Origin of the sequence: Alkalibacillus haloalkaliphilus (assembly GCF_007991275.1) — a bacterium.
Lineage (GTDB): Bacteria > Bacillota > Bacilli > Bacillales > Alkalibacillaceae > Alkalibacillus > Alkalibacillus haloalkaliphilus.
Window position 1 is genome coordinate 124,308 of record NZ_BJYA01000001.1, and the last position, 25,768, is coordinate 150,075.

General features: G+C 40.1%; 20 protein-coding genes. 4 read left to right on the top strand and 16 right to left on the bottom strand.

Going from position 1 to position 25,768, the window contains the following annotated elements; genetic code table 11:
* Positions 1-70 precede the first annotated feature (70 nt).
* Entirely contained in the window at positions 71-1,813 is a 1,743-nt protein-coding gene (locus AHA02nite_RS00580) for an ABC transporter ATP-binding protein (RefSeq protein WP_146813352.1), read from the top strand.
* Between the two features lies 1 nt (position 1,814).
* Positions 1,815-3,842, top strand: coding sequence for an ABC transporter ATP-binding protein (locus AHA02nite_RS00585; RefSeq protein ID WP_146813354.1), 2,028 nt, complete (start codon positions 1,815-1,817; stop codon positions 3,840-3,842).
* 57 nt (positions 3,843-3,899) lie between these two features.
* On the opposite strand, the gene AHA02nite_RS00590 is transcribed toward AHA02nite_RS00585, so the two are convergent.
* The 8 genes from AHA02nite_RS00590 to AHA02nite_RS00625 all read right to left on the bottom strand — a co-directional run bounded on the left by AHA02nite_RS00590 (position 3,900) and on the right by AHA02nite_RS00625 (position 12,994).
* Complete coding sequence (locus tag AHA02nite_RS00590; protein ID WP_146813356.1) at positions 3,900-4,424, bottom strand: hypothetical protein; 525 nt, start codon at positions 4,422-4,424, stop codon at positions 3,900-3,902.
* Between the two features lie 87 nt (positions 4,425-4,511).
* On the bottom strand, positions 4,512-5,459 hold the full coding sequence (gene hutG / locus AHA02nite_RS00595) for a formimidoylglutamase (RefSeq protein ID WP_146813358.1): 948 nt from the start codon (positions 5,457-5,459) through the stop codon (positions 4,512-4,514).
* Positions 5,452-6,705: an imidazolonepropionase gene (gene hutI / locus AHA02nite_RS00600; protein ID WP_146813360.1), complete on the bottom strand. Its 1,254-nt coding sequence runs from the start codon at positions 6,703-6,705 to the stop codon at positions 5,452-5,454. Before hutI ends, hutG begins: the two co-directional genes overlap by 8 nt.
* A 176-nt stretch (positions 6,706-6,881) precedes the next feature.
* Positions 6,882-8,540: a urocanate hydratase gene (hutU, locus tag AHA02nite_RS00605; protein ID WP_146813362.1), complete on the bottom strand. Its 1,659-nt coding sequence runs from the start codon at positions 8,538-8,540 to the stop codon at positions 6,882-6,884.
* 62 nt (positions 8,541-8,602) lie between these two features.
* On the bottom strand, positions 8,603-10,102 hold the full coding sequence (gene hutH, locus AHA02nite_RS00610) for a histidine ammonia-lyase (RefSeq protein WP_246118788.1): 1,500 nt from the start codon (positions 10,100-10,102) through the stop codon (positions 8,603-8,605).
* A 92-nt stretch (positions 10,103-10,194) separates the two neighbouring features.
* Positions 10,195-10,641 (bottom strand): hut operon transcriptional regulator HutP, encoded by a 447-nt coding sequence (gene hutP, locus AHA02nite_RS00615; protein ID WP_146813366.1) that lies wholly within the window; start codon positions 10,639-10,641, stop codon positions 10,195-10,197.
* Positions 10,642-10,737: 96 nt separating this feature from the next.
* Positions 10,738-11,271: an acyl-CoA thioesterase gene (locus tag AHA02nite_RS00620; protein WP_146813368.1), complete on the bottom strand. Its 534-nt coding sequence runs from the start codon at positions 11,269-11,271 to the stop codon at positions 10,738-10,740.
* Positions 11,272-11,428: 157 nt separating this feature from the next.
* Positions 11,429-12,994: a BCCT family transporter gene (locus tag AHA02nite_RS00625; RefSeq protein ID WP_146813369.1), complete on the bottom strand. Its 1,566-nt coding sequence runs from the start codon at positions 12,992-12,994 to the stop codon at positions 11,429-11,431.
* A gap of 336 nt (positions 12,995-13,330) precedes the next feature.
* Here AHA02nite_RS00625 and AHA02nite_RS00630 point away from each other — a divergent pair, with 336 nt between their 5' ends.
* Positions 13,331-13,813 carry a tetratricopeptide repeat protein gene (locus tag AHA02nite_RS00630; RefSeq protein WP_146814085.1) on the top strand — a complete coding sequence of 161 codons (483 nt, stop codon included), beginning with the start codon at positions 13,331-13,333 and terminating at the stop codon, positions 13,811-13,813.
* 31 nt (positions 13,814-13,844) lie between these two features.
* Here AHA02nite_RS00630 and AHA02nite_RS00635 read toward each other — a convergent pair whose 3' ends face one another.
* The 6 genes from AHA02nite_RS00635 to AHA02nite_RS00660 form a co-directional block, all read right to left on the bottom strand.
* On the bottom strand, positions 13,845-14,801 hold the full coding sequence (locus tag AHA02nite_RS00635; protein ID WP_146813371.1) for an L-threonine 3-dehydrogenase: 957 nt from the start codon (positions 14,799-14,801) through the stop codon (positions 13,845-13,847).
* A gap of 32 nt (positions 14,802-14,833) precedes the next feature.
* Positions 14,834-16,024: a glycine C-acetyltransferase gene (locus AHA02nite_RS00640; RefSeq protein WP_146813373.1), complete on the bottom strand. Its 1,191-nt coding sequence runs from the start codon at positions 16,022-16,024 to the stop codon at positions 14,834-14,836.
* A 163-nt stretch (positions 16,025-16,187) separates the two neighbouring features.
* A complete protein-coding gene (locus AHA02nite_RS00645; protein ID WP_146813375.1) occupies positions 16,188-17,228 on the bottom strand; it encodes an ABC transporter ATP-binding protein in 1,041 nt (346 codons plus the stop codon).
* The gene (locus AHA02nite_RS00650) at positions 17,197-18,228 is read right to left on the bottom strand and encodes an ABC transporter ATP-binding protein (protein ID WP_146813377.1); all 1,032 of its coding nucleotides are present in this window, start codon (positions 18,226-18,228) and stop codon (positions 17,197-17,199) included. The genes AHA02nite_RS00645 and AHA02nite_RS00650 overlap by 32 nt, the downstream gene beginning before the upstream one ends.
* A gap of 25 nt (positions 18,229-18,253) precedes the next feature.
* The gene (locus tag AHA02nite_RS00655; protein ID WP_146813379.1) at positions 18,254-19,177 is read right to left on the bottom strand and encodes an ABC transporter permease; all 924 of its coding nucleotides are present in this window, start codon (positions 19,175-19,177) and stop codon (positions 18,254-18,256) included.
* 18 nt (positions 19,178-19,195) lie between these two features.
* Positions 19,196-20,089 carry an ABC transporter permease gene (locus AHA02nite_RS00660; protein WP_146813381.1) on the bottom strand — a complete coding sequence of 298 codons (894 nt, stop codon included), beginning with the start codon at positions 20,087-20,089 and terminating at the stop codon, positions 19,196-19,198.
* Between the two features lie 401 nt (positions 20,090-20,490).
* On the opposite strand from AHA02nite_RS00660, the gene AHA02nite_RS00665 reads away from it, so the two are divergent.
* On the top strand, positions 20,491-22,239 hold the full coding sequence (locus AHA02nite_RS00665) for a glutathione ABC transporter substrate-binding protein (protein ID WP_146813383.1): 1,749 nt from the start codon (positions 20,491-20,493) through the stop codon (positions 22,237-22,239).
* A gap of 352 nt (positions 22,240-22,591) precedes the next feature.
* Here the strand turns inward: AHA02nite_RS00665 and typA are convergent, their stop codons facing one another.
* Together typA and AHA02nite_RS00675 are read right to left on the bottom strand one after the other, a co-directional pair.
* Positions 22,592-24,421, bottom strand: a complete 1,830-nt coding sequence (gene typA, locus AHA02nite_RS00670; protein WP_146813385.1) for a translational GTPase TypA — start codon at positions 24,419-24,421, stop codon at positions 22,592-22,594.
* A 93-nt stretch (positions 24,422-24,514) separates the two neighbouring features.
* Positions 24,515-25,762, bottom strand: coding sequence for an MFS transporter (locus AHA02nite_RS00675; protein WP_146813387.1), 1,248 nt, complete (start codon positions 25,760-25,762; stop codon positions 24,515-24,517).
* Between the last annotated feature and the right edge of the window lie 6 nt (positions 25,763-25,768).

Sequence of the window (25,768 nt, forward strand, 5' to 3'; positions counted from 1 at the left end):
TTCAACGATCAAATAAATGTTACCGGATTGACGGTGGTTAGCTAAAGAGAGAGGAAATGAGGTGTAATATATGATATCTGTATTTAGAAAATTATCTTGGTATTTTAAGGAACAATGGATTCGCTACACTTTGGCGGTAACCGCACTTATTATTGTAAACATTCTTGGTGTTATTCCACCAATGTTACTCGGTGAGGTCATTGATCTTATTCAATACAATCAAGTAACTGCTGAAAGGTTTTATGAATTATTAGCGATATTTATCGGCCTAACAATCGTTATTTATATCGTTTCATTTTTTTGGGACTATACGCTGTTTGGTCGTGCATTTTTACTTGAGAAAAAGATGCGTTCAAAGTTAATGAATCACTTTATGCGAATGACGCCTACTTTTTTCGGGCATTATCGAACAGGCGACTTAATGGCTAGAAGTACGAATGATTTACGAGCAATCATGTTGACAGCGGGTTTTGGGATTTTAACTTTAGTCGATGCGACGATTTTTATGTTTTTAATTGTAATGGTTATGGCGATTATGATTAATTGGCATTTAACGTTGGCGGCTTTAATACCGTTACCAATCATGGCTTTATTAATGCAAAAGTATGGTCGAGCGATTCATGAGCGTTTTACAAAAGCTCAATCTGCTTTTAGTGATTTGAATAACGACTCGCTTGAATCGATTCAAGGGGTTAGAGTTATTCGTGCTTTTGTACAGGAGAAGCGAGATGAAGAGCAATTTAATGCTCAAACAGAAGAAGTGTTTCAGAAAAATATTGAAGTGGCTAAAATGGACGCTTTATTTGAACCGACGATTAAAGTTTTAGTCGGGATGGCTTATACGATTGGGTTAGGTTATGGTTCGTATTTAGTCATGCAAGGTGTCATTACGATTGGGCAATTAGTTACTTTTAACGTTTATTTAGGGATGCTCATTTGGCCGATGTTTGCGGTTGGTGAGCTCATTAACGTCATGCAAAGAGGAAATGCATCACTTGATCGTACAGGTGAAGTGCTTTCACATGAACCAGACGTTCAAGATCCTAATGACGAAGTAAGTATACCCACACCTAAGAAAATTGAATTTAACCAAGTTAGCTTTAAGTATCCTCAAGCTGAATCGTATCAGTTAAACGGAATCATTTTAAATATTAAACAAGGTGAAACGATTGGTGTTGTCGGAAAAACTGGTGCTGGAAAAACGACTTTAATTAGACAATTATTAAGAGAATACCCACCTGCAGAGCATGGTGTTGTAACCATTAATGATGTCCCGATTGATCAAATTCCATTATCTATGACACGAGGGTGGATTGGTTACGTGCCACAAGATCATACTTTGTTTTCTAAAACGGTTCGTCAAAATATTTTGTTCGGGGATGCCAATGCATCGGACGAAGAAATATTTCGGATTTTAGAGTTAGCTTCTTTACGTGAAGATATTGAACATTTACCAGACGGATTAAATACGATTGTTGGTGAAAGTGGAGTTACGTTATCAGGAGGGCAAAAACAACGTGTCTCCTTAGCAAGAGCACTCATTAAAGACCCTGAATGTCTAATTCTAGATGACTCACTATCAGCCGTCGACGGTCAAACTGAGACGAAAATTATTCAACATTTAAAAGAAGAGCGTTCTCATAAGACGACGATTATTGTTGCTCACCGTCTATCGGCTGTTAAACATGCTGATCAAATTATCGTATTAGATGAAGGTAAAATGGTTGAACACGGAACTCATGAACAATTAATGGAACAACGAAACTGGTACTTTAAGCAATATGTCAAACAGCAAATGGAAGGAGGCGAATAAGATGAAATCAAAAACGACTGAAAAACGCCTTTTTCATTATGCTTTAAATTATAAGAAGACGATTATGATTGGTATTGTTTGTTTAATGATTGCTGTTGCGATGGAGTTAAGCGGTCCGTTAATAGCAAAAAAGGTAATTGATGACCATATTGTTGGGGTGGCCAATCACTATGTTGTTACCGATAAACAAACGGGTGCAATCGAATTTAACGGCGAACATTACATTAGAGTTGAACGTTATGATTCGATTGATGATGAAAAAGTGGTGACGTTATTCCAAGATGGGTTGTCCTTTTTCTTGTTAGATGAAGAAGTGCCACTTAATGCGAGGTTTGTAGAAGGTGATGGTTATACTTTCGTCCTTGAGGTAGATCAAACTGAAGTAACGGTTAGTGGTCAAACACTAGAGACTCATGAGTTATTTCATTTCTTCCAACCTGAAGTGAGCTCTATTGCAGCTTGGTTAGGGCTATATTTAGGTTTGATTCTTGCTTCATCAGTATTTCTATACTATAAAACTTATTTATTACAGTACGCTTCAAATCGAATTATTCAAACAATGCGACAAGATGTGTTCAGTCATATTCAACGCATTCCGATCCCTTATTTTGTTGATCAACCAGCTGGTAAGGTTGTCGCACGCGTAACAAACGATACAGAAGCGATTAAAGAGCTATATGAGAAGGTTTTAGAAGTATTCACATCGGGCTTTATTTATATGTTCGGTATTTTTATTGCATTATTTATTTTAGATGCACGCTTGGCAGCGATCTGCTTAGTGCTTGTGCCACTTATGGTGTTATGGATGTTAGTTTACAGGAAAATTGCTGGACATTATAACCATGAAATTCGTGAAACGAACAGTCGCATTAATGCTAACATTAATGAATCAATTCAAGGGATGTCCATTATTCAAGCATACAACCAAGTTGACCGAATGACAGGTGAGTTTGAAAATTTAAATCGATATCACTATCGTTATCAACGAAAGATGAATACGTTTACAGCATTAACGTCGTTTAATTTAGTCGACTTTTTACGAAATGTTGCCTTTGTAGCGTTTATTATGTACTTCGGCGGAATTTCGCTAGATGGTACCGGAATTGTGACAGCAGGTGTACTATACGCTTTTGTTGATTATTTAACTCGATTATTCGAGCCAGTCAACCAAATCGTCAGTCAGTTAGCTCAGCTAGAACAATCTAGGGTTGCTGGTAAAAGAGTGTTTGAACTGTTGGATGAAGATGGAGAAGAAGTCGAAGAAAAACCGATTACGAGATACGATGGTTATGTGGAATTTGAACAGGTTTCCTTTGCTTATGAAAAAGATGATTATGTCTTAGAAGATTTATCTTTTTCAATACAACCTGGTGAAACAGCTGCTTTTGTCGGGCATACAGGCTCTGGTAAAAGTACGGTTATGAATCTATTATTTAGATTTTACGACCCGTCAAAAGGACGTATATTGATAGATGGTAAACCAATTAATGAGTTATCGAGACAACAAGCTCGAAGTCATATCGGTATTGTGCTTCAAGATCCTTTTATATTTACGGGCACTATCATCTCAAATATCACGATGAATGACCCTCGCGTTAGTCGTGAAGATGCGATTAATGCTTTAAAAGCAGTCGGTGCTGACCGCTTCATTGAGCAGTTGCCTAACCAGTATGATGAACCTGTTAAAGAAAAAGGGGCTGAGTTTTCAACTGGCCAAAGACAGTTATTATCGTTTGCTAGAGCATTAGCTTTTGATCCAGCTATTTTAATTCTTGATGAGGCGACAGCTAATATCGACACTGAGACAGAAGCTATGATTCAAGAGGCTTTAAAAGTATTGAAAAAAGGCCGAACAACATTAGTCATTGCTCACCGTCTTTCAACGATTCAAGATGCGGATCAAATATTCGTGTTAAAGCAAGGTGAACTAATTGAGAAAGGCACGCATGATTCGCTTTTACAAACACAAGGTGAATATTATATGATGTATAGAATGCAATTAGGAGGCAAACAGGCCTTTGCTACTTAGAAAGCGTTCAATTAGAAAAGACTAAGAGAATTCTCTTAGTCTTTTTTGCTTATAGAATTAATGATGAAAGACGAAGCTTCTTAGCGGAATTTCTTGGGCCTCTTCCTGATCATTCACTTCATATTCAATTTGTAAATAGTCTAAGTCGAACTGATAATTTGTCTCATGGAGTGTCACTTTAAAAACGATCGTCGTTGTGCGTTCTGAAAGTTTAAAGTCATTAGGACGTTCGTAGTCACCTACTATTTCGCGCATGTCTGGGCTAAAGCCGTAAAACAAGTCTGTTTCATTATGTGGGTCAAAAAATAACTCGATGTGTATTGAATCGTCACCTTGGTCTAAGACCGTGCCATCATCTTTTATAATGTTAATGTCTTGAACGGTTGGCATTTGGTCACCCGTCCACCTTAACTGCTTACCAATATAAATATCATGGTACTCCTCAAACAAACTCGCATGAGCGCCTGTATGAGAGATGTCGAGGAACTCTCCACTTTCACTATTTGCTTCAACAGCGAAATAGCCTGCTGTTCCTGACCCGATCAAAAAAGTTGTTAGCAGTAGCCACCTTATTTTATTCACCTTTGACACCTCGAATTTTAGACTAATAATCTTTTTCTCTATTATACGGTTATTATTTAAATTCTATACATCTAGCAAAATATCCTTCTATTTTCCTAGTACTTTTCCTTTCCAATATGAAAAGATGACGTGAGCGGCTACTCGACTCGTCATATTACGAAAATCAATCGTCGGGTCGATTTCAACGATGTCCATCGCTTGGACTTTGTAATGTTTGGCAGCTGTTTCGACTGCTTTCATTAACGAATAACTGTCCATTCCGCCTGGGCCAATCGCTGGACATCCTGGTGCAAAGGCTTGATCTAACACATCCATATCAACTGATAGATAAATAAGGTCGACTTTGTTTTCCAGCTTTTGAAGGGCTTGTTGGATTATTTCATTTATTTTGTTCGTCATCACATCTTCCATCGTATAAACGGTGACATCCTGTTGTTCAGCATAGTCATCATAGCCTTTCGCATTCGTAAAATCACGAATACCAATTTGGACGATGTGTTCACCTTTTAACACGCCATTTTCAATGGAACGACGAAATGGCGTGCCATTTGTCGGGCCACCATCGTCTAAGTTGCGAAGGTCATGGTGGGCATCAAATTGGATGACACCGATTGTCCCGTATTTTTCATGGTGAGCTTTTATTGATGGGAAACTCACTGAGTGATCGCCACCCAACACAATTAACTGTTCCGCTTCTTCCTGACCTAAAACAGACTTCGTTGCCTGATAGATTCTATCTTGTGAATCTAAAATGTCAGTTGGATTCATGTCAACGTCACCGAAGTCGATCATAGTTTCACCTTGAAAGTCGTGACTAATCTCTTTTGAAAATGTCGAGTAACTACCCATCGCTTGGCGAATAGCCCCTGGTGCAAAGGCTGCACCAGAGTGGCTGATCGATGGTTTTGAAAGTGGCGCGCCTATTATGCCGTATTGACTTTTACTACCATCTGGTTCGACAAGCAACTCATTCATTTTCGTTGTATATGAATCTTTGAAAATCGCTTTTCCAGCGGGTTTTAAATAATTAGACATGAAGACCACCTCGCGTGTAGAGCTTTTTACCAGCTTTAAACACGGTGTTCACATGGTTGACGCCGTAATGATATGGAATGTATTTATAATTTGGCGCATCCCAAATGACAATGTCTGCTTGGCGTCCTTCTTTAATTTTACCAGCTACATCACCGCGGTTGATCGCGTGAGCAGCATTCGTCGTGACCGCATACCAGATCTCTTCTGGTGTCATGCGCATCTTTAATGCGGCGAGTGACATAATGAGCTGGATGTTTTCAGTAACAGAGCTTCCCGGATTGAAGTCTGTTGAGATCGCAACGGTAGCCCCCGCTTCAATCATGTCCCGTGCACGTGCAAAGTCGCCTTTACCTAAGTAAAAAATCGTCCCTGGTAGTAAAACACCGATTGTATCAGAGTTGGCTAGTTGTTCAATTCCTTCATCTGTTGCAACGGCTAAGTGGTCACCGGATCGTGCTCCTAATTCAACTGCAAGCTGTGTGCCACCTAAAGGCTCAATTTCATCGGCGTGTAATTTTACATCAAATCCACACTCCTTCGCTTTGTTTAAATAGCGACGCGACTGTTCGACTGTGAACACACCTTTTTCTGTAAAAATATCAACAAACTCAGCTAGGCCTTCTTCTTTAATTTGTGGGAACATTGCAGCCATTTCATCGAGTAGTCCCTCAGGGTTATCTTTATAATCTTCTGTAATCGCATGCGCGCCTAAAAAGGTTGAGACGACTTCAAGTGGGTGGTCCTTTCCAACTTGGTTGGCAACGCGGAGCTGCTTTAACTCTGTTTCACGGTCCATTCCGTAACCACTCTTCGCCTCCACGGTCGTAATACCGTAACTTGCCATACGATCAAGGTGGAACATCGCTTTTTTATAAAGATCTTGTTCTGACGTTTCGCGTGTTGCTCTAACAGTTGATAGAATGCCGCCACCTTGTTTTAAAATGTCTAGATACGGAACACCTTGTTGCTTTAGTGCCATTTCGTGCTCGCGCGAACCACCGAATACAAGATGCGTATGCGGCTCGACGATACCAGGTGTGACAAGGCGTCCTTCACAATCGACCTTTTCATCTGCAGGCTCGTTTTCTAACTGTGAAGATGGACCGACTTTACTGATCTTCCCGTCTTCAATTAGCACGGCGTAATTTTCATAGACTGGTAGATTGTTCATATCTTTGCCGCGCACTTGACCGTCGTATTGATCCATCGTTAATAGTTGTCCGATATTATATAAAAGTGTTGCCATGTACATTGCCTCCTCATAGTTTTCTTGCGTTGGGATTAGGCGAACGCTTAATTGATTGGGCGTTCGCCTAAAAAAATAGAATTTCGCCTAATTATTTTTAATTTCGCTTAAATATCATGGATTTCGCCCAATAAATCTCGATTTCGCTTAATTCTCTAAAATTTAAGCGAACTATATTAATCTAGCAACGGAATGTCGACGCCTTTTTCCCGAGCGGTTTCTTCAGCTAGTTCATAGCCCGCATCGACGTGGCGCGCGACTCCCAAGCCAGGGTCAGACGTTAAGACGCGCTCGAGACGCTCATGCGCATCTTCCGTACCGTCAGCGACGATGACCATACCAGCATGTAACGAATACCCCATACCAACGCCGCCACCGTGGTGGACCGATACCCAGCTAGCGCCGTTCACGCTATTAATTAATGCATTTAAGATCGGCCAGTCTGCAACTGCGTCACTTCCATCTTTCATCGACTCTGTCTCGCGATTTGGTGAAGCGACTGAACCAGCATCTAGATGGTCACGCCCGATGACGATTGGTGCGGAAAGCTCACCTGAAGCGACCATGTCGTTAATAATTTTTCCAAAACGAGCACGCTCGCCATAACCTAACCAGCAAATGCGTGATGGCAAGCCTTGGAAAGCGACTTGTTCACGCGCCATCCGAATCCATTTACACAAATGCTCATTATACGAAAACTCGCGTAATAGCACTTCATCAATTTTATAAATATCTTCTGGGTCTCCTGATAACGCTGCCCAACGGAAAGGGCCTTTTCCTTCACAAAATTGTGGGCGAATAAATGCTGGTACAAAGCCAGGAAAATCAAACGCATCTGTTAACCCTTCATCATAAGCTTCCTGACGAATGTTGTTACCGTAATCGAATGTGACAGCGCCTGCCTTTTGTAAATCGAGCATCGATTGAACGTGTTTTTTGATCGATTGACGCGATAACGCTAAGTACTCATCTGGATTCGACTCACGTAAGTCGGCCCCTTCTTCTAATGAGTAGTCTGTAGGTAAATATCCGTTTAACGGGTCGTGTGCAGATGTTTGGTCAGTCACTAAGTCTGGTGTTACGCCGCGTTTCACTAATTCAGGTAACACGTCGGCTGCATTCCCTAAAAGTCCGATTGATAAAGGCTCACCTTTCGCTTGAGCTTCGCGTGCCATTTCTAATGCTTCATCAAGTGAGTCCGTCATTTTGTGTAAATAACGGTGCTCAATTCGGCGTTTAATTCTTTCTTCGTCTACTTCAATGGCGATCACAACACCGTCATTCATCGTAACAGCTAAAGGTTGCGCACCACCCATACCACCTAACCCAGCTGTTACAGTAAGTGTCCCTTTAAGCGAACTGTTAAAATGTTGGCGGGCCGCTTCAGCGAATGTTTCATACGTCCCTTGTAAAATGCCTTGTGTACCAATATAAATCCAGCTTCCGGCTGTCATCTGGCCATACATCATGAGACCCTTCTTCTCTAATTCGCGGAAATGTTCCCAATTCGCCCACGCCGGAACTAAATTAGAGTTAGCCAGCAAAACACGTGGAGCGTCTTTATGCGATTTAAAAACCGCCACTGGCTTACCCGATTGAACGAGTAATGTCTCGTCCTCTTCTAAATCTTTTAACGTTTTAATAATCGCCTCGTAACTCTCCCAATTACGTGCTGCCTTACCAATCCCACCATAGACAACTAGTTCGTCAGGATTTTCAGCCACTTCAGGGTCTAAATTGTTCATAAGCATTCGTAAAGCCGCTTCTTGAACCCACCCTTTCGTATTCAGTTCACTCCCTCGTGGTGCGCGGATTTTTTTAGTTCCTTCTACCATTATGAGTTCCTCCTTTTTATAATGACTATATGCTTTTCCCTAGGACCTTCATGTTTGTTTCGTTAGCTTTGTGATACAGGCTTTACATCCACCTCTTGTAGCCACTCTACTAACGCTTCGATATCTTTTGAAAAGGCTCGGTCGTGCTTAATACTCGGTACAACACCTCGTGCTTGTGTGTATAGTTCTCTTGTCGATTGCGCCATTTTTTCAGTGCCTCTTATTTCTACTGCTTGCATGGCGCATATGAGCTCGATTGCGATGACTCGATGAGCGTTTTGAACGATTTGGCTCGCGTGTCTTGCTCCAATTGTGCCCATACTGACGTGGTCTTCTTGGTTAGCGGATGATGGGATTGAGTCAACCGTTGCTGGGTGTGCTAACGTTTTGTTTTCTGATACGAGTGATGCTGCTGTATATTGCATAATCATCGCACCTGATTGCAGGCCTGGCTCAGGGCTTAAAAATGGCGGTAAATCATTTAGTTGTGGGTTAACGAGTCGTTCGATTCGCCGCTCTGACATATTCGCTACTTCAGCCATGCCAATTTTGAGTAAGTCCATTGCAATGGCGATCGGTTGTCCGTGAAAATTACCGCCTGAAAGTACTTCTCCCTCATCTGTGAAAATTAACGGGTTGTCTGTTGCGGCATTGATCTCGACTTCTAACTTTTCTTTAACGTAATTTAACGTTTGCCATGATGCACCTAACACTTGTGGTATGCACCGTATTGTATAAGCGTCTTGGACACGTTTTTCACCTTGTTTTGTGATGAGTTGGCTATCACGCAAAAGCTCTCTAATACGCTCAGCTACTTCAATTTGTTCTTTATGCCCTCGCACTTCATGGATTTTTGCATCAAAAGCACAAATAATACTTTCTAACCCTTCCATCGTCATAGCAGCAATTTGTTCGGATTGTTTTAACGTTTCTTCTGCTTGTAAATACGTTAACGCTCCTACAGCTGTCATCGCCTGTGTTCCGTTAATGAGTGCTAAACCTTCTTTTGCTTTTAATTGAATCGGGGTGAACCCTTTCTCTCCTAATACCTCTTGAGCTGGCTTAATCTCACCACGATGATAGACTTCACCATCACCGAGTAAAACGAGAGCCAAATGAGCAAGTGGTGCTAAGTCTCCGCTCGCTCCAAGAGAACCTTGTGACGGAATGACCGGGATAATGTCTTTGTTCAACAACTCAACTAACTTTTCAATGACAATCGGCCGTACTCCTGAGTAACCTTTTAATAAAGCATTAGCTCGAAGTAACACCATCGCCCGACTGACTTCTTTTGATAAAGGGTCTCCAACACCACAAGCATGTGAGTAAATTAAATTCATTTGTAGTTCATCTAAATCTTGTTCATCGATCTCGACATCACTAAACTTACCAAAGCCTGTATTAATGCCGTAAATAACGTCGTGTTGCTCAACAGCCGTTTCTATCATTTTGCGACTTTCAACTACATGATGAAGTGAAGCTTCTGATATGGTAACGGTTTCAAAATGGTGAACAACACGATGCAGTTCATTTAACGTTAACGAATGTCCATTAATCTCCAAACGACCACCTCCATTAAACATAAAAAAGGGACTTATCCTTGATTACATTCAAGAATAAGCCCCCTAATATCTCATTACTCATGGGCATTTCGTTATATATGATTAATTCCTAAGCCTGCCGTCTCATGCTCGAGTCCACGAATTGGTGCACCAATGGTTCCATAAAGCGCAACAGCAATCCATTCACCTTCTTGTTCGTTTTCGTAAGGTTTCCCTCGAACGACAGCAAATCTCAATCCAACTGTACGCATCACATCTCCAAGTTGCACTTGACCTCTCGTCACACCTTGCACTGCTTCTAAAATAGCATGATAAAGCGCGTGCATCTCACGGTATACTCCTTCTTGGATCATGTGGTTACGCTTAGCTGCTGTCTCAATGGCTGATACAACTTTTTGCAAATCCATTGATCCAGTTTTACCTAAACAATATTGAAATGTTGATTCGTTCATCTCGGACTTTAACCCTTCGATCTCATCACTATTAGCTAATACTAACTGAAGGGCACACTTTCCGATTCCGATATTTTGTTGAGTCATATTAACACCACAATTCTCATCACTAATCAAAATTGTAAAACAATTTTGAAAAAGTGTCAATATCGGTCACTATGATTGTATGCCCTTCAATTTAAGTTATGCTTTTCGGTTAGATGTTGGATCCCAAGGGAAATCTGCTCCGAACTTCTCAGCCAATGTCTTTGATTCTTCACGGCGCTTCTTACGATAGTCCGCACGCTCTTTCGCCCCTTCGTGTAACCACTTTTCTTCCTCTGATTCAGGATACACTGAAGGCACTTGAGTTGGTTTGCCGTTTTCATCAATGGCAACCATCGTTAAGAAAGCTGTCGTGCAGACATGACGTTCACCAGTAAGTAAGTTTTCTGTGATTGCTTTAACGAATACTTCCATCGATGTATTGTGCGTCCACGTGACAAACGCTTCTAAACAAATTGTACTTCCTTCTTGTACTGGTGCTAAAAAGTCTACAGAATCAGTTGAGGCTGTTACAACTGGTGTTCGTGCATGACGTGTTGAGGCGATTGCTGCTACATCGTCCATATAAGCCATTAATTTACCCCCAAATAACGTCCCATGACTATTCGTATCTGGAGGTAATACGTGTGAGTTTTTTACTGTTAATGAATGAATACACGGTTTTGCTTCCATCGTGTCACCCTACCTTTTAAGTCTTTATTAAGTTAAGACAATTTACTTAACATTAATCTTTGTTTATTACGAACTTAGTATACCACCTCAAGTGCTTGAATACATAAAGAAATACTCAAAGAAAAAAGCTTACTGGCTGACGCCAGTAAGCTTTAAATTAATCATCTTTCTTTTTAATTCCTTGTTCTTCAGCAAGCTTTTTGGCTACTTTAACTGAATCCCATACTGGTGGGAGCAATAAGAGTGACACTGGTACGGCGGTTACAACGATAAAGTTTTGTAACATACCGATACTATCACCGCTACCTTCACCAATTGAAATTAGGGCAATTGCTGTAGCACCAAAGATGATCGCCCAGAATACACGGACATATGTGCTTGGTTCATCATTACCTGTTACGGCAACTGCTGATGCGTAGGACATCGAGTCTGTTGTTGTAGCAACGAAGATAACCGTTACAATTAAGAAACCAAATGCTAATAACGTTCCTAATGGCAACTGCTCTAGAATGGATGCAACCGCAGCTTCCTGTCCGACTTCGGCCAGCGGAACAGAGATACTTTCAGGGTTTTGGATTTCAAACCAAATTCCTGTACCCCCAATCGTTGCAAACCAGAAGTTACTTACAATCGGAGCCATAATTGCTACTGCAACGACAAGCTCACGAATCGTACGTCCTCTTGAAATACGACTAATGAAGATCGCCATCATCGGTCCGAAACCAATAAACCAACCCCAGAAGAAGACTGTCCACCATGCTAACCAGACTTCATCGCCACGCGTTAAGCTCATCATTAAATAATTTTGTAACTGGAAAGCTTCTGCGGCAACGAATGCATCTAAAATGAACATCGTTGGACCAACAATTAAGATAATAATCATTAAAATAACCGCAAAGCTAACATTAAATCGACTTAAAATTTGAATACCACGGTCCACACCTGTAATTGCCGATATCGTCGCAATTACAACTAAAATAACGATAAAGGCTATTTGTGTAAACAAGGTACTTTCAACACCAAATATGTCTTCAAACGCATAAGCTCCTTGCAATCCTAAAAATCCAATTGCACCAATTGTACCAGCAGCTACCGCAATAATTGATGTTACGTCTGCTAATACACCCCAAAAATTAAAGCGTTTGAACACTTTATCGCCTAATAACGGATAAAGCATCGTTCTTGGCTTTAACGGCATTCCTTTATGGTAGTGCGCATACATAATAACAATCGTAGCGACTGTACCTAATACAGCCCAAGCTGAGAATCCCCAGTGGAAGAAAGCTTGTGACAAACCTGGTACTACGCGTTCCCATTCACTCATTCCTTCTGAATTAAACAGAGGAGGTGTATCCATATAGTGTTGGATTGGTTCACTTGCTGCCCAAAACACACCACCCGCTGCTAATAACGTCGTTAAAATCATCGCCACCCAACGGAAGTTACCGTATTGTGGCTCTTCTTTATTACCTAAACGAACACGTCCATAACGTGAAAACATTAAAATCAAACTGACAATCAATGTTGCAAGCATTAATAATTGCCAAAATAAACCGAAGTACTTAGCTGAAAAATCGAATGATGCACTTACAGCCTCAGATGCGAAATCTGGTGTAAAGAAAGCTAATAATAAGAATAAAAGCAAGAACCCTCCACTAATCGCAAACGGGCCCCATTGTGTGCCTGTTCCTAAATACTCCTCGGTATAATACTTTTTCTTCATCCTTTTCCTCCTGTAAAAAGCTGTTATATAATTGCTCGAATGTTGTTTACCTCCAGCTCCTCTCCGCTTATAAGGTTTTCGCGCAATTAGTTCTAAATTGTAGTTTAAAAAGACATAATTCGTCAAAATTTTTGTTTGGCTAGAAAGTGCTAAAATTTGGCGAATTTTAAAGCCATTTTACGCTGACCTAATATAGGTAAAGTTATTTACCTTCTAATCATGTTATTTGCTACTTTTTAAAAATTATTATAGTTGGTATTGAAAAAAACAATTGTTTGAAATAATTAGTGCGTTTTGCTTAAACTAAAGAAGAGATTTCAAAAGGAGATTTTATAAATGACACTACGACAAGAAGCATTTCGGTTAAAAGAAGAAGGGAAATTTTCTGAAGCACAATCTATTTTCGCAGAGTTAGTACAAAACTATCCAGACGATCATCAAATTTTAATAGCGGCTGCTTATGTACATGAGCAGTTGGAGATGTTTCCTCAGGCTATAACGTTTTATCAACAGGCATTAGATCTTAAGTTAAGTGAAGAGGAACGAAAGGAAGCTTTACTTCGCCTTGGAATTAGCTATCGTGCTGTTGGGTTGTATGATAAAGCGAAAGAAACGTTAGAGGTTGGTATGAGTGAATTTCCAAGTTATAACCCGATGTATGTTTATTTTGCGTTTACGTTGTACAATAAAGGGGATTATGACTTGGCGATGGAGATTATGGCACAAAAGTTGTTAGAAACAACGAATGATGAAGATTTAGTTAAGCAACAACAGCTTATTGAGTTTTATGCTAGTAGTTTAGATGAGACATTTAACTAATTAAAGCCCCAGAGAACTGGGGCTTTAAAATTTACAAAGAAACATTTAATTTAGCTTTTAGTTTTTCTAACATATCCTCACTCATTCTGTCGATATCATAATCGATTGAGAAGCCCCATTCTTCTTTTGCTTTAGAGGCATCGATTGAGTTCGGCCAGCTGTCAGCAATTTGTTGTCTTACTGGGTCTACTTCGTAATCAAGTGAGAACTCAGGGATATGCTTTTGGATCGCCTGCTCGAAATGTTCAGGTGCAGCGCTCATGGCTGTAACGTTGTACGCATTACGATTTATAAGTTTAGAAGGGTCAGCTTCCATTAAATCGATGATTGCCTTAACTGCATCTGGCATATACATCATATCCATATGTGTGCCTTGTCCAATGTAAGATGTATATTGTTTATTTTTTAACGCTTCGTAATAGACTTCAACCGCATAGTCTGTTGTTCCACCGCCTGGTTCAGTAACATACGAGATTAAGCCTGGGAAGCGTACACCACGTGTATCGACGCCGAAGCGTTGGAAGTAATAATCTGATAAAAGTTCACCAGCTACTTTATTAACACCGTACATCGTTGTTGGGCGTTGGATTGTTAATTGTGGTGTTAAATCTTTAGGTGTTGTTGGACCAAACGCACCGATTGAACTTGGCGTAAAGAACTTGGCATCTAGTTCGCGTGCGACTTCTAGTGCATTCATAAGGCCGTTCATATTTAAATTCCAAGCTAATTGTGGGTTACTTTCAGCTTTAGCTGACAGTAACGCAGCTAAATGGATCACTGTATCAACTTGGTACTTGTTGGCAATATCATGCATTTCTTTACCTTGCATAACATCCAAAGTTTCAAAAGGACCTTCCGTTACAACTGGGCTATCAGCTTCGCGAATGTCTGTTGCGATTACATTGTCTGTACCATACTGATTACGCAAAGCCATCGTTAGCTCTGAACCGATTTGGCCAAGTGAGCCGGTTACTAAAATCTTCTTCATCGTAATAGTTCCTCCTATCCCCTTGTATGCTTTTAGATAACGCCCATTTCTTTACCGACTTTTTCATAAATCTTAATGGCATCATCTAACATCTCTTTTGTATGTGCTGCTGTTGGCATATTTCTAACACGGCCCGTACCACGTGGAACAGTTGGGAAAACAATCGCTTTAGCATAGACACCTTCTTCATTAAGGCGCTTACTAAACTGTTGTGTGGTTTTCTCATCACCAATAATACAAGGTGTAATCGGTGTTTCACTATCCCCGATATCAAAACCTATACCTTTTAAGCCTTCTTTTAAGTAGTTACCGTTTTCCCACATCTGATCGTAAAGCTCAGTTGACTCCATTAGTAGGTCAATAGCTTTTGTCGCTGCTGTTACATCTGCAGGTGATAAAGAAGTTGAGAATAAGAAAGGTCTTGAGCGTACTTTTAACCAATCGACTAATTCTTGTTTACCTGCTACATAACCACCGACAACGCCAATCGCCTTAGATAAAGTACCCATTTGGAAGTCAATTTTGTCTTGAAGTCCGAAATGTTTAACTGTACCAGCACCTTTACCTAATACACCTGAACCGTGAGCATCATCGACGTAAGTAATTAAGTCAAATTCTTCCGCAACCTCAACAATTTCAGGTAACTTAGCAACGTCACCGTCCATTGAGAAGACGCCGTCTGTAATCACCATAACTTTATTGTACTGGCCAGACTCTGTTGCTTCTTTTGCTTTTTGGCGAAGGTCTTCCATGTCGTTGTGACCGTAAGGAATAATTTTCGCTTTTGACAAACGGCAACCATCAATAATTGATGCGTGGTTTAAAGAATCCGATAATATAGCATCATTTTTATCCATTACCGCTGAAATTGCAGCCATATTGCAGTTAAACCCAGACTGGTAAGCAATTGCGCTTTCAGTCCCTTTGAACTCAGCAATTTTCTCTTCTAATTTCACGTGTAGATCTAATGTACCGTTAATTGTACGAACTGCACCTGCCCCTACACCGTGAGAATCGACTGCTTGTTTAGCAACTTCTTTAAGTCTTTCGTCAGTTGCTAGTCCAAGATAGTTATTTGATGAAAGGTTAATTAATTTCTGACCATTGATTGTAATTTCAGGTCCATTAGCACCTTCTACAGGGTCAATTTCGTTATAAAGTCCTTGATCTTTTAATTCTTGTAGATTTTCATTTAAAAAGCGATCTAAAGTTTCACTAGGCATTACGTTACCTCCTAAAAAAGTTGTCATAATCTAGTTTTCCCAATATGTATCATAACATGATTTAAGCTGTTATGGGGAATTCACGTTATATAAGTTTCTTACAGGCAAAACACTTTAAAGCATAAAAGAAAACAGGGAGATAGACTCTCCCTGTTAACATAGTTTACACATCTCTTACTTTTGATGTTTCTTTCGTTGGCTGATGTTCACCAGATTCAATAGCTTTAATATAGTGACAAGCTGCTGCGTGGCCATCAGTCATGTAGTCTTCATTACGCAATTCTGGTACTTCTTCAGCACACTTGTCTGTCGCAAATGGACACCTTGTGTGGAAGCGGCAACCAGAAGGCGGATCGATTGGTGAAGGGACATCACCTTGTAAGAAGATACGCTCTGTTTTCTTTTCTGGATCCGGTACTGGAATTGCTGATAATAAAGCTTTTGTATAAGGGTGTTGTGGGTTTTCGAAGATTGACTTCGTGTCACCAATCTCAACAATTTTACCTAAATACATTACGATAATACGATCTGAGATGTGACGAACAACACCTAAGTCGTGTGCGATAAATAAATACGTTAAATTCCACTCATCTTGGAATTTCTTTAACAAGTTTAATACTTGTGCTTGAATCGATACGTCCAATGCAGAGACTGCTTCATCACAAACAATTAACTTCGGGTCAACTGAAAGTGCACGAGCAATACCGATACGCTGACGCTGACCACCTGAGAATTCGTGTGGGAAACGGTCAGCTTGGTGTGGCTGCAGGCCAACTGTTTCCATTAATTCTGCAATACGGTCATTACGCTCGTTGCGTGGCACTGCATTTTGAATTTCCATCGCTTCATTTAACGTTTGACGTACAGTCATACGTGGGTTTAATGATGCGTAAGGGTCTTGGAAAATAATTTGTAAGTCTTTACGCATTTTACGCATTTCTTTCTTATTTAAAGAAAGTAAATCCATACCGTCGAATTCAATCGTCCCGTCAGTTGGATCATCTAAACGTAAAATAGCACGACCTGTCGTTGATTTACCACAACCGGACTCACCAACAACACTTACTGTTTCACCTTCATAAATTGTGAATGAAACGTCGTCAACAGCTTTAACGTTATTTACCGTGCGACCTAAAATTCCACCTTTAATCGGGAAATATTGCTTTAAATTATTAATCTTCAGAAGTTCTTTTTTCTGGCTCATACACTTTCACCTCCGGATCGCCATCCCATTCATCTGTGTAGATCCAGCAACGAACTTGTTCACCTTCACCAACATCATCTAGGCTTGGTAGTTCGCTGTGGCATAAATCTGTTGCGAACGGGCAACGTGGCGCGAATCGACAACCATCAGGCATCTCATGCGGCGCTGGAACTGTACCTTTAATAGGAATTAGCTCCTCTTGGTCCACATCACTACGTGGTAGTGAATTTAATAGGCCTACTGTATATGGGTGTCTAGGGTTTTTGAATAACGTCTTAACGTCTGCATATTCAACAACTTTACCGCAATACATAACGGCGACATAATCACACGTTTCAGCTACAACACCTAAGTCGTGCGTGATCATAACAACAGACATACCCATTTCTTCTTGTAATTCTTTAATTAACTCTAAAATTTGCGCCTGAATTGTAACGTCTAGCGCTGTTGTAGGCTCGTCTGCAATTAATAGCTCAGGGTTACAAGCTAATGCCATTGCAATCATAACACGCTGGCGCATACCACCTGATAATTCGAACGGATATTGCGTCACACGCTTTCTTGGTGACGGGATTCCTACTAATTCTAGTAATTCAACCGATTTTTCCGTGCCGTCTTTTTTATCAAGACCGCGGTGGATTTTCAATGCTTCACGAATTTGTTGGCCAATTGTGTAAACAGGGTTTAATGACGTCATTGGCTCCTGGAAGATCATTGAAATTTGGTTACCACGCACTTTACGCATTTGTGCTTCACTATAATCTAAAAGGTTTTGACCTTTGAAATTGATTTCTCCACCGACGATTTCACCTGGCGAATCGATTAATTGAAGGATTGATAAAGCACTAATACTTTTACCAGAACCTGATTCACCTACAATTCCTAATGTTTTACCTTTAGGAACATCAAAAGTAACACCGTCTACAGCTTTAATTTCATTTCCTTCAATAAAGAAGGACGTTCTTAAGTCTTTGACTTCTAAAATCTTCTCATCACTCATGATCCTACACCTCGCTTTCTATCAATTAATCGTTAAGATCAATACGCTTGTTAAGGAATTTATAAGAAATATCGACTAATAAGTTAACGACAACGAATACTACTGAAATAATTAGAATACACGCCTGAACAACTGGGAAGTCACGGTTCATAATGGAGTCAACTAATAATCTACCCATTCCGTTAATCGCGAATACTTCCTCAGTTAAAACTGCACCTGCAAGTAATGCACCGAATTGTAGACCGACAACCGTTACAACTGGGATCAGTGCGTTTTTAAGCGCGTGCTTATAAATAATAATACGCTCTTTAACACCTTTAGCACGTGCTGTACGAATATAGTCTTGTGATATAACCTCAAGCATACTAGAACGAGTCATACGTGCAATAATAGCTGCACCGGCTGTACCTAAGGTTATCACTGGTAGTAAGACTTGCTCTGGTGAACCCCAACCTGTTGGCGGGAACCAACCTAAGTTAATAGAGAACCACTGCATTAACATTAAGCCTAACCAGAAGTTCGGCATGGATAAACCGAATAATGCAACAATCATAATGGATACGTCAGCTATTGAATACTGGCGTACCGCAGAAATAATACCTGCAATTAAACCTAAGAAAATACTTAATACCGTAGCATATAATGCTAACTCAATTGTTACCCAGAAACGGGGACCTACCTCATCGATTACTGGTGTGTTGTAACGCATGGACGTTCCAAGGTCACCTTGGACAACACCTGCAACATAATCAAAATACTGTACCGGCAAAGGATCATTTAACCCTAAACGGTTTTCTATTTGTTCAACCATCTCAGGAGGAGCGTTCTCCCCTGCCATCAACTGTGCCGGGTTACCAGGCGTTAAGTGCATTAGTAAGAATACTAAAACTGTAACACCTAATAATACCGGAATCAGTTGCAGGATACGACGGATTATATATACAGTCATCTATTTTGCACCTCTTTTCTACTTTTTCATTTTCGGATCTAACGCATCACGTAAACCATCACCAAAGATGTTAAACGCTAATACGACTACAACGATAAATGCACCTGGGAAGAATGCGATATAACCAGCATCTCTCATATAACCTCTACCATCGTTTAACATCGCACCCCACTCTGGCGTAGGTGGTTGTGCACCCATACCTAAGAAGGATAGACCAGCCGCTGTTAAAATTGCTGTTGCAATATAAAGCGTTGCGTTAACAATAACGGGTGATAATACGTTCGGTAAAATGTGCTTAAAGATGATTCGTCCATCGCCAGCACCTAATGCTCGGATTGCATCGACGTACTCAAGCTTTTTCGCTGCTAACGTTGAACCACGAATAATACGAGCGAAACCTGGTACAGCGTAAATAGCTACGGCAATCGTTACGTTCACTAAGCTTCCACCTAAAATACTTACAATTGCTAAAGCTAGTAAAATACCTGGGAAGGCTAAGAGAATATCGATAAACCTCATAATAATGTTATCAATGCGGCCACCGTAGTAACCCGAAATAATACCAATTGGAATACCGACTAGCGCTCCCATAATAACTGAAGCAAAACCGATCCCTAGGGTTAGTGACATACCATGAATGATTCTTGTAAAGATGTCACGCCCCATATGGTCTGTACCGAACCAAAACTCTGCTGAAGGACCTTCGAATCTGTTCATAACGTCCGTATCATTTGGATGGTTCGACGTTAGCAAAGGACCAATTATTGATACAACTATTAGAAATAAAATGGTGTAAAAACCAATCAAGGCTGCTTTATTTTTTGCTAGGCGTTTGTAGAAATCTTTTATTGATTTAACTCTTGGATTTTCCACTTTTTCTTGAACGCCTTCTTCTACTTGTTGATTTGACACAGCTTATACCCCCTTTTTAAAACATCGCAAATTTTTGAAAATTCAATTTGTGAACCCTCACATTAAATATTTTACCACAAATGTAAGCGCTATTTTATGTTGTTTCTTGGTAAAATTATTTTAGCGAGTCTACTTTCTAGACTATCATAAACGCACATTTATAATAATACAACAATTTGCCCCAAATTAAGTCTATTCAGAATTTGCGGATAATATTGAATATAAAATGAAAAAATATAGTTTCTTCATTATATATTGTCACTATATTAACAACTTATAATAAATTTAGACAAAATATAACCTTGCTAATAGTTTGAAAATGATTTATATTATGGTTGAGGGCATGCCTAATATTTTAGGCTACTCAAATACTTATAAATTACCAAGGGGGTAACACAAGCATGAAATCAAACAAAACATTTTGGCTTTTAGCCGTAATGCTAGTTTTCTCACTATTTCTAGCAGCTTGTGCTGGTGATGGTACTGGAGAAGATGATCCTGGTACTGATGATGATCCAGATACAAGCGAAGAAGAAGCTGGTGGAGATGACGAAGAAGCTGGTGATGATGTAGAGGCAGATGTCGACGTTGATGGCGACCATCTAATCCTTGCAGTATCTTCAGACTTAGTTTCATTAGATCCACACGGGGACAACGACGTTCCTTCTAGTAACGTTCGTAATAACATTTATGAAACACTAGTTAAGCAAGACGAAGATATGGAAATCGTTGAAGGTCTTGCAACTGATTGGGAAGAAGTAGACGATACTACTTGGGCTTTCACTTTACGTGAAGGAGTACAGTTCCACGATGGCACAGAGTTTACTGCATCTGCAGTAAAAGCTAACCTAGAGCGTGTACTAGACCCAGCAATGGCGTCTCCACGTACTTTCCTATACGAGATGATTGAAGAAGTTTCAGTTGAAGGTGACTACGAAGTTCACATTACAACTGAATACCCATTTGCTCCACTATTAGCTCACTTAGCACACGATGCTGGTGGTATGATTAGTGAAGAAGCAATCACAACTGATTATGAGCAAGCTTTAGAAGAAGCTGGTCATGACATGTCAGTAGAAGAGTACTATGAACTTCGCGCTGAAGGTGGCGAAGAGTTTGAAGAAGTTTCAGGTGATATCGCTGAGTATGTTGGTACTTATGTAGCAAGCAACCCACACGGTACTGGCTTCTTCCAATTATTAGAGCGTACTTCTGGTGAAGAAACGACTCTAGAGCGTTTCGAAGACTACTGGGGTGAAAATGCACTTCCAGGTGCTGTAACGTTCAAGGTTATTCCTGAGCCTGGTGCTCGTTTAGCAGAGTTAGAAACTTATAACTCTCACATTGCTGATCCAATTCAGCCAACTGATGTAAGCAACGTTGAAGCGTTAGAAGACGCTTATGTTAATACTCAAGATTCTGTAAGTTTATCTTACATTGGATTCAACATGGAAAAAGAACCATTTGATGATGCTCGTGTACGTCAAGCTATTAACTTAGCTGTAAACCAAGAGGAAATCATCGAAGGTATCTATGATGGTAATGGTATTCCTGCACTTGGTCCATTAGCTCCAGACGTTTTCGGTTATGACGAAGATGTATCTGGTTTAGGTTATGAGCCTGAGCGTGCTCAAGAGCTTCTAGAAGAAGCAGGGTACGGTGATGGTTTTGAAACAACTATTTGGACTAACGATAACGAGCAGCGTGTAGAAACTGCTCTTTACGTTCAAGACCAATTAGGTGATTACGGAATCGATGTTGAAATCGAAGAGCTAGAATGGGGTGCTTTCCTAGACCGTACAGCTAACGGTGAGCATGACATGTTCGTACTAGGTTGGTCTACTGTAACAGCTGACGCTGACTACGGCCTATACGCACTATTCCACTCAAGCGCTCATGGTGCAACTGGTAACCGTTCATTCGTTGATGACCCAGAACTAGATGAACTTCTAGATGCTGGTCGTCGTGAAGGTGACCCTGAAGCACGTCAAGAGATCTACTCTGAAGCACAAGAGCTATTAACTGAAATTGCTCCTATGCTTTACGTTCACCACCAGAACTACCTAACTGGTGTAAGAGAAGAAGTTGATGGCTTCTGGGTAGACGCATTAGGTATTTATCAGCTTAAAGATGTTACAATTAACGATTAATCTTTAGGCAATCATAAAAAGGCTGGCTTTGCGCCAGCCTTTTTTGTTTGTCTTATTTTAAGATCGAGGAATGGCTGATTGAGCTTCTTGAACCGGTCTATGAGCTTCTTGACTGCTCCAATGAGCCTCTCGAACCGGTCTATGGAGCTTCTTGACTGCTCCAATGAGCCTCTTGAGCCATTCTATGAGCCTCTCGAACCGATCTATGAGCTTCTCGACTGTTCCAATGAGCTTCTTGAACCGGTCTATGAGCCTCTCGAATCGATCTATGAGCTTCTCGACTGTTCCAATGAGCCTCTACGCCAAAATATTTAAAAAAGCTATGAGGTTAAACTACCTCATAGCTTTTTTATTATAAATTCTTCGCTTTTTTCTGAGAGCGTTCACGTTCACTCTTGTTTAAGATCTTTTTACGTAAACGGATTGACTCAGGAGTTACTTCACAATACTCATCATCATCCAAATACTCAATTGCTTCTTCTAATGTTAGCTTACGAGTACCTTTCAATGTAACAGTATTATCTTTTGTAGCTGAACGGACGTTAGTAAGTGCCTTCTCTTTCGTAATATTAACTGTTAAGTCGTTATCACGATTGTGTTCACCAACGATCATTCCTTCATAAACTTCAGTACCAGGTTCAACAAAAATAACACCACGGTCTTCAAGTGCCATAATACTATATGGTGTTGCTTTACCTTTTTCTTGAGATACTAATACACCTTGACGACGACCACCAACTGAGCCTTGAGCTAATGGCTCATAAGCATCAAATGAATGGTTTAAAATACCGTAACCACGCGTTTGAGACATGAACTCTGTTGAATAACCGATCAGGCCACGAGATGGTACTTTGAATTCTAGTCTCACTTGACCGTTTCCGTGGTTAACCATATCGAGCATTTCACCCTTACGTGCTCCTAATGATTCCATCACTGGACCTGTATAATCTTCAGGTACATCGATTTGAACACGCTCATACGGCTCACATTTCACACCATCAATTTCTTGAATAATAACTTGAGGTTTAGATATTTGTAGTTCATATCCTTCACGACGCATATTTTCAATTAAAATTGATAAGTGAAGCTCACCACGACCCGATACGATCCACGCATCTGGTGTTTCAGTTTCGTCCACACGCAAACTCACATCTGTTTCAAGCTGAGTTAATAGACGTTCTTCAATTTTTCTAGCTGTAATGTAGTCTCCTTCTTTACCAGCAAATGGACTATTGTTAACAACAAAACGCATTTGTAAAGTCGGCTCATCGATTCTTGGGATTGGTAATGGGTCATGATGATTAACATCACAAACTGTCTCACCAACGTTTAAATCTTCCATACCTGAAACGGCAACGATATCACCGGCTTCAGCTTCTTCGATTTCAACACGTTTCAATCCGATAAAACCGAACAACTTCGTAATACGGTGGTTTTTAACTGAACCATCTTTCTTCATTAAAGCAACTTGATCGCCGACTTTCATTTTTCCGCGGTAGACGCGGCCGACACCAATACGCCCGACATAATCGTTGTAATCAAGTAGCGTTACTTGGAATTGTAACGGTTCATCAGTTTGCTCTTCTGGTGCTGGGATGTGTTTTAAAATCGTTTCAAAAATCGGATCCATCGTCTCATCTTGTTCTTCTGATTCATACCCAGAAGTTCCTTGAAGTGCTGATGCATACGCTACAGGGAACTCTAACTGATCATCGTCAGCTCCAAGTTCGATAAATAGATCTAATACTTCATCAACAACTTCTTGTGGACGAGCATTCGGACGGTCAATTTTATTTAAAACAACCATTGGCTTCAGATTTTGTTCTAATGCTTTCTTTAATACGAATCTTGTCTGTGGCATACACCCTTCATATGCATCGACAACTAGTAACACACCATCAACCATTTTCATAATACGCTCAACTTCGCCACCGAAGTCAGCGTGGCCTGGTGTATCTAATATGTTAATACGCGTGTCACCGTAGTTAATTGCTGTGTTCTTTGCGAGAATCGTAATTCCGCGTTCCTTCTCTATATCATCCGTATCCATCGCACGATCATCGACATTTTCATTATCGCGAAACGTCCCTGAATAGTGTAACATTTGGTCTACTAACGTTGTCTTACCATGGTCAACGTGCGCAATAATGGCGATATTACGAATATCTTTGTGCTCTTGCATAAAAACGCTCCATTTCTATAACTAAAATTTCCTGCCTTTGTTATTATATATCAGTTGAGCTATACTGTATAGTTTTTAACGAAAGTATCTAAATTAATCAACATATCTGATTGATTTAGCAAAAGTGATGACAATCAACCCGACCGTTAATAAACAGCATGAAGCAACAAAAATAATTTCATCAATCGAAAACCCTATAGATATAAATAGTGACGTTAATAGGAAGGAAACAGGAAGTAATCCCATAGATGCGAAAGAAATTAAACTCATCATTCTACCGATATACTTTTCATCCGTATGCGCTTGAATAGCTGATAGTATTGGCACATCTATAATAGACAAAGTTAAACCAACTAAACTAATGACTAATAAACTAACCCATAATTCTCCTGTTAAACTAAAAGCAATCATAAATACACCAAGTGCAACAATACTAATTAACGAAACAAGGCCACGCCGCCTGTTGACATTAATAACTCCAACAATAACTGCGCCGATTAACATCCCGGCACCTAACACACCACTAAGTAAGCTGTAAGTAAATTCGCCTCCACCAATCACATTACGGGCGAAGATTGGCAAGCCAACTTGAAGTGGTCCACTTAAAAATAAATTGAGTGAGACAGATGTTAACATTAAAGTTAATAAAAAGGGCGATTCCTTTACATAACGAATCCCATCCATTACCGAACGCCAAACAGACGGATGTGTTTGCTGCTCCTCTTCATCCAAACCAACCCTTTTTCTTAAATATAGATCGACTATAGCAGCCAACAGAAGCATCAAACTGACAAGACCAAACATCAACTCATAGCTTCCAAACCCAATAACGACACCTGCAATTAATGGACCAGCAATGACTGAAAAACGCTGTGTCGTATGGACAATTGAATTTGCTCGAGTTAGCTGTTCTCTATCTACTAATTTTGGGAGTAACGAAGAACTTGCTGGCCAAAAGAATGCATCTAACAAACCAAACAAAAATGCTAAACCTACTAATACCCATATCGAAACTAAATCAAAAACAAGCAAACCAATGACAAGTATTAATAAAACTGCCTTTGTGAAATCAGATAACAACATAATCGTCGCTTTATTTACACGATCAGCAATGGCACCACCAATTAGCATAAAAAGAAGTCTAGGGACCGAGCTTGCGAAAAAGACAAGCCCTAGCATTGCTTCTAACCTTAAGTAATCAACTACATACCAATTAACTGTAAATAAAAAGAACGCAACACTTAAACTTGAAGCTAAAAAAGTGAAAAAATACAAAACAAACGATCGATTGCGATACAAAGGCAGACGACTTTCCCCAGTGTTATTGGTCACAACTTCCATCCTCTC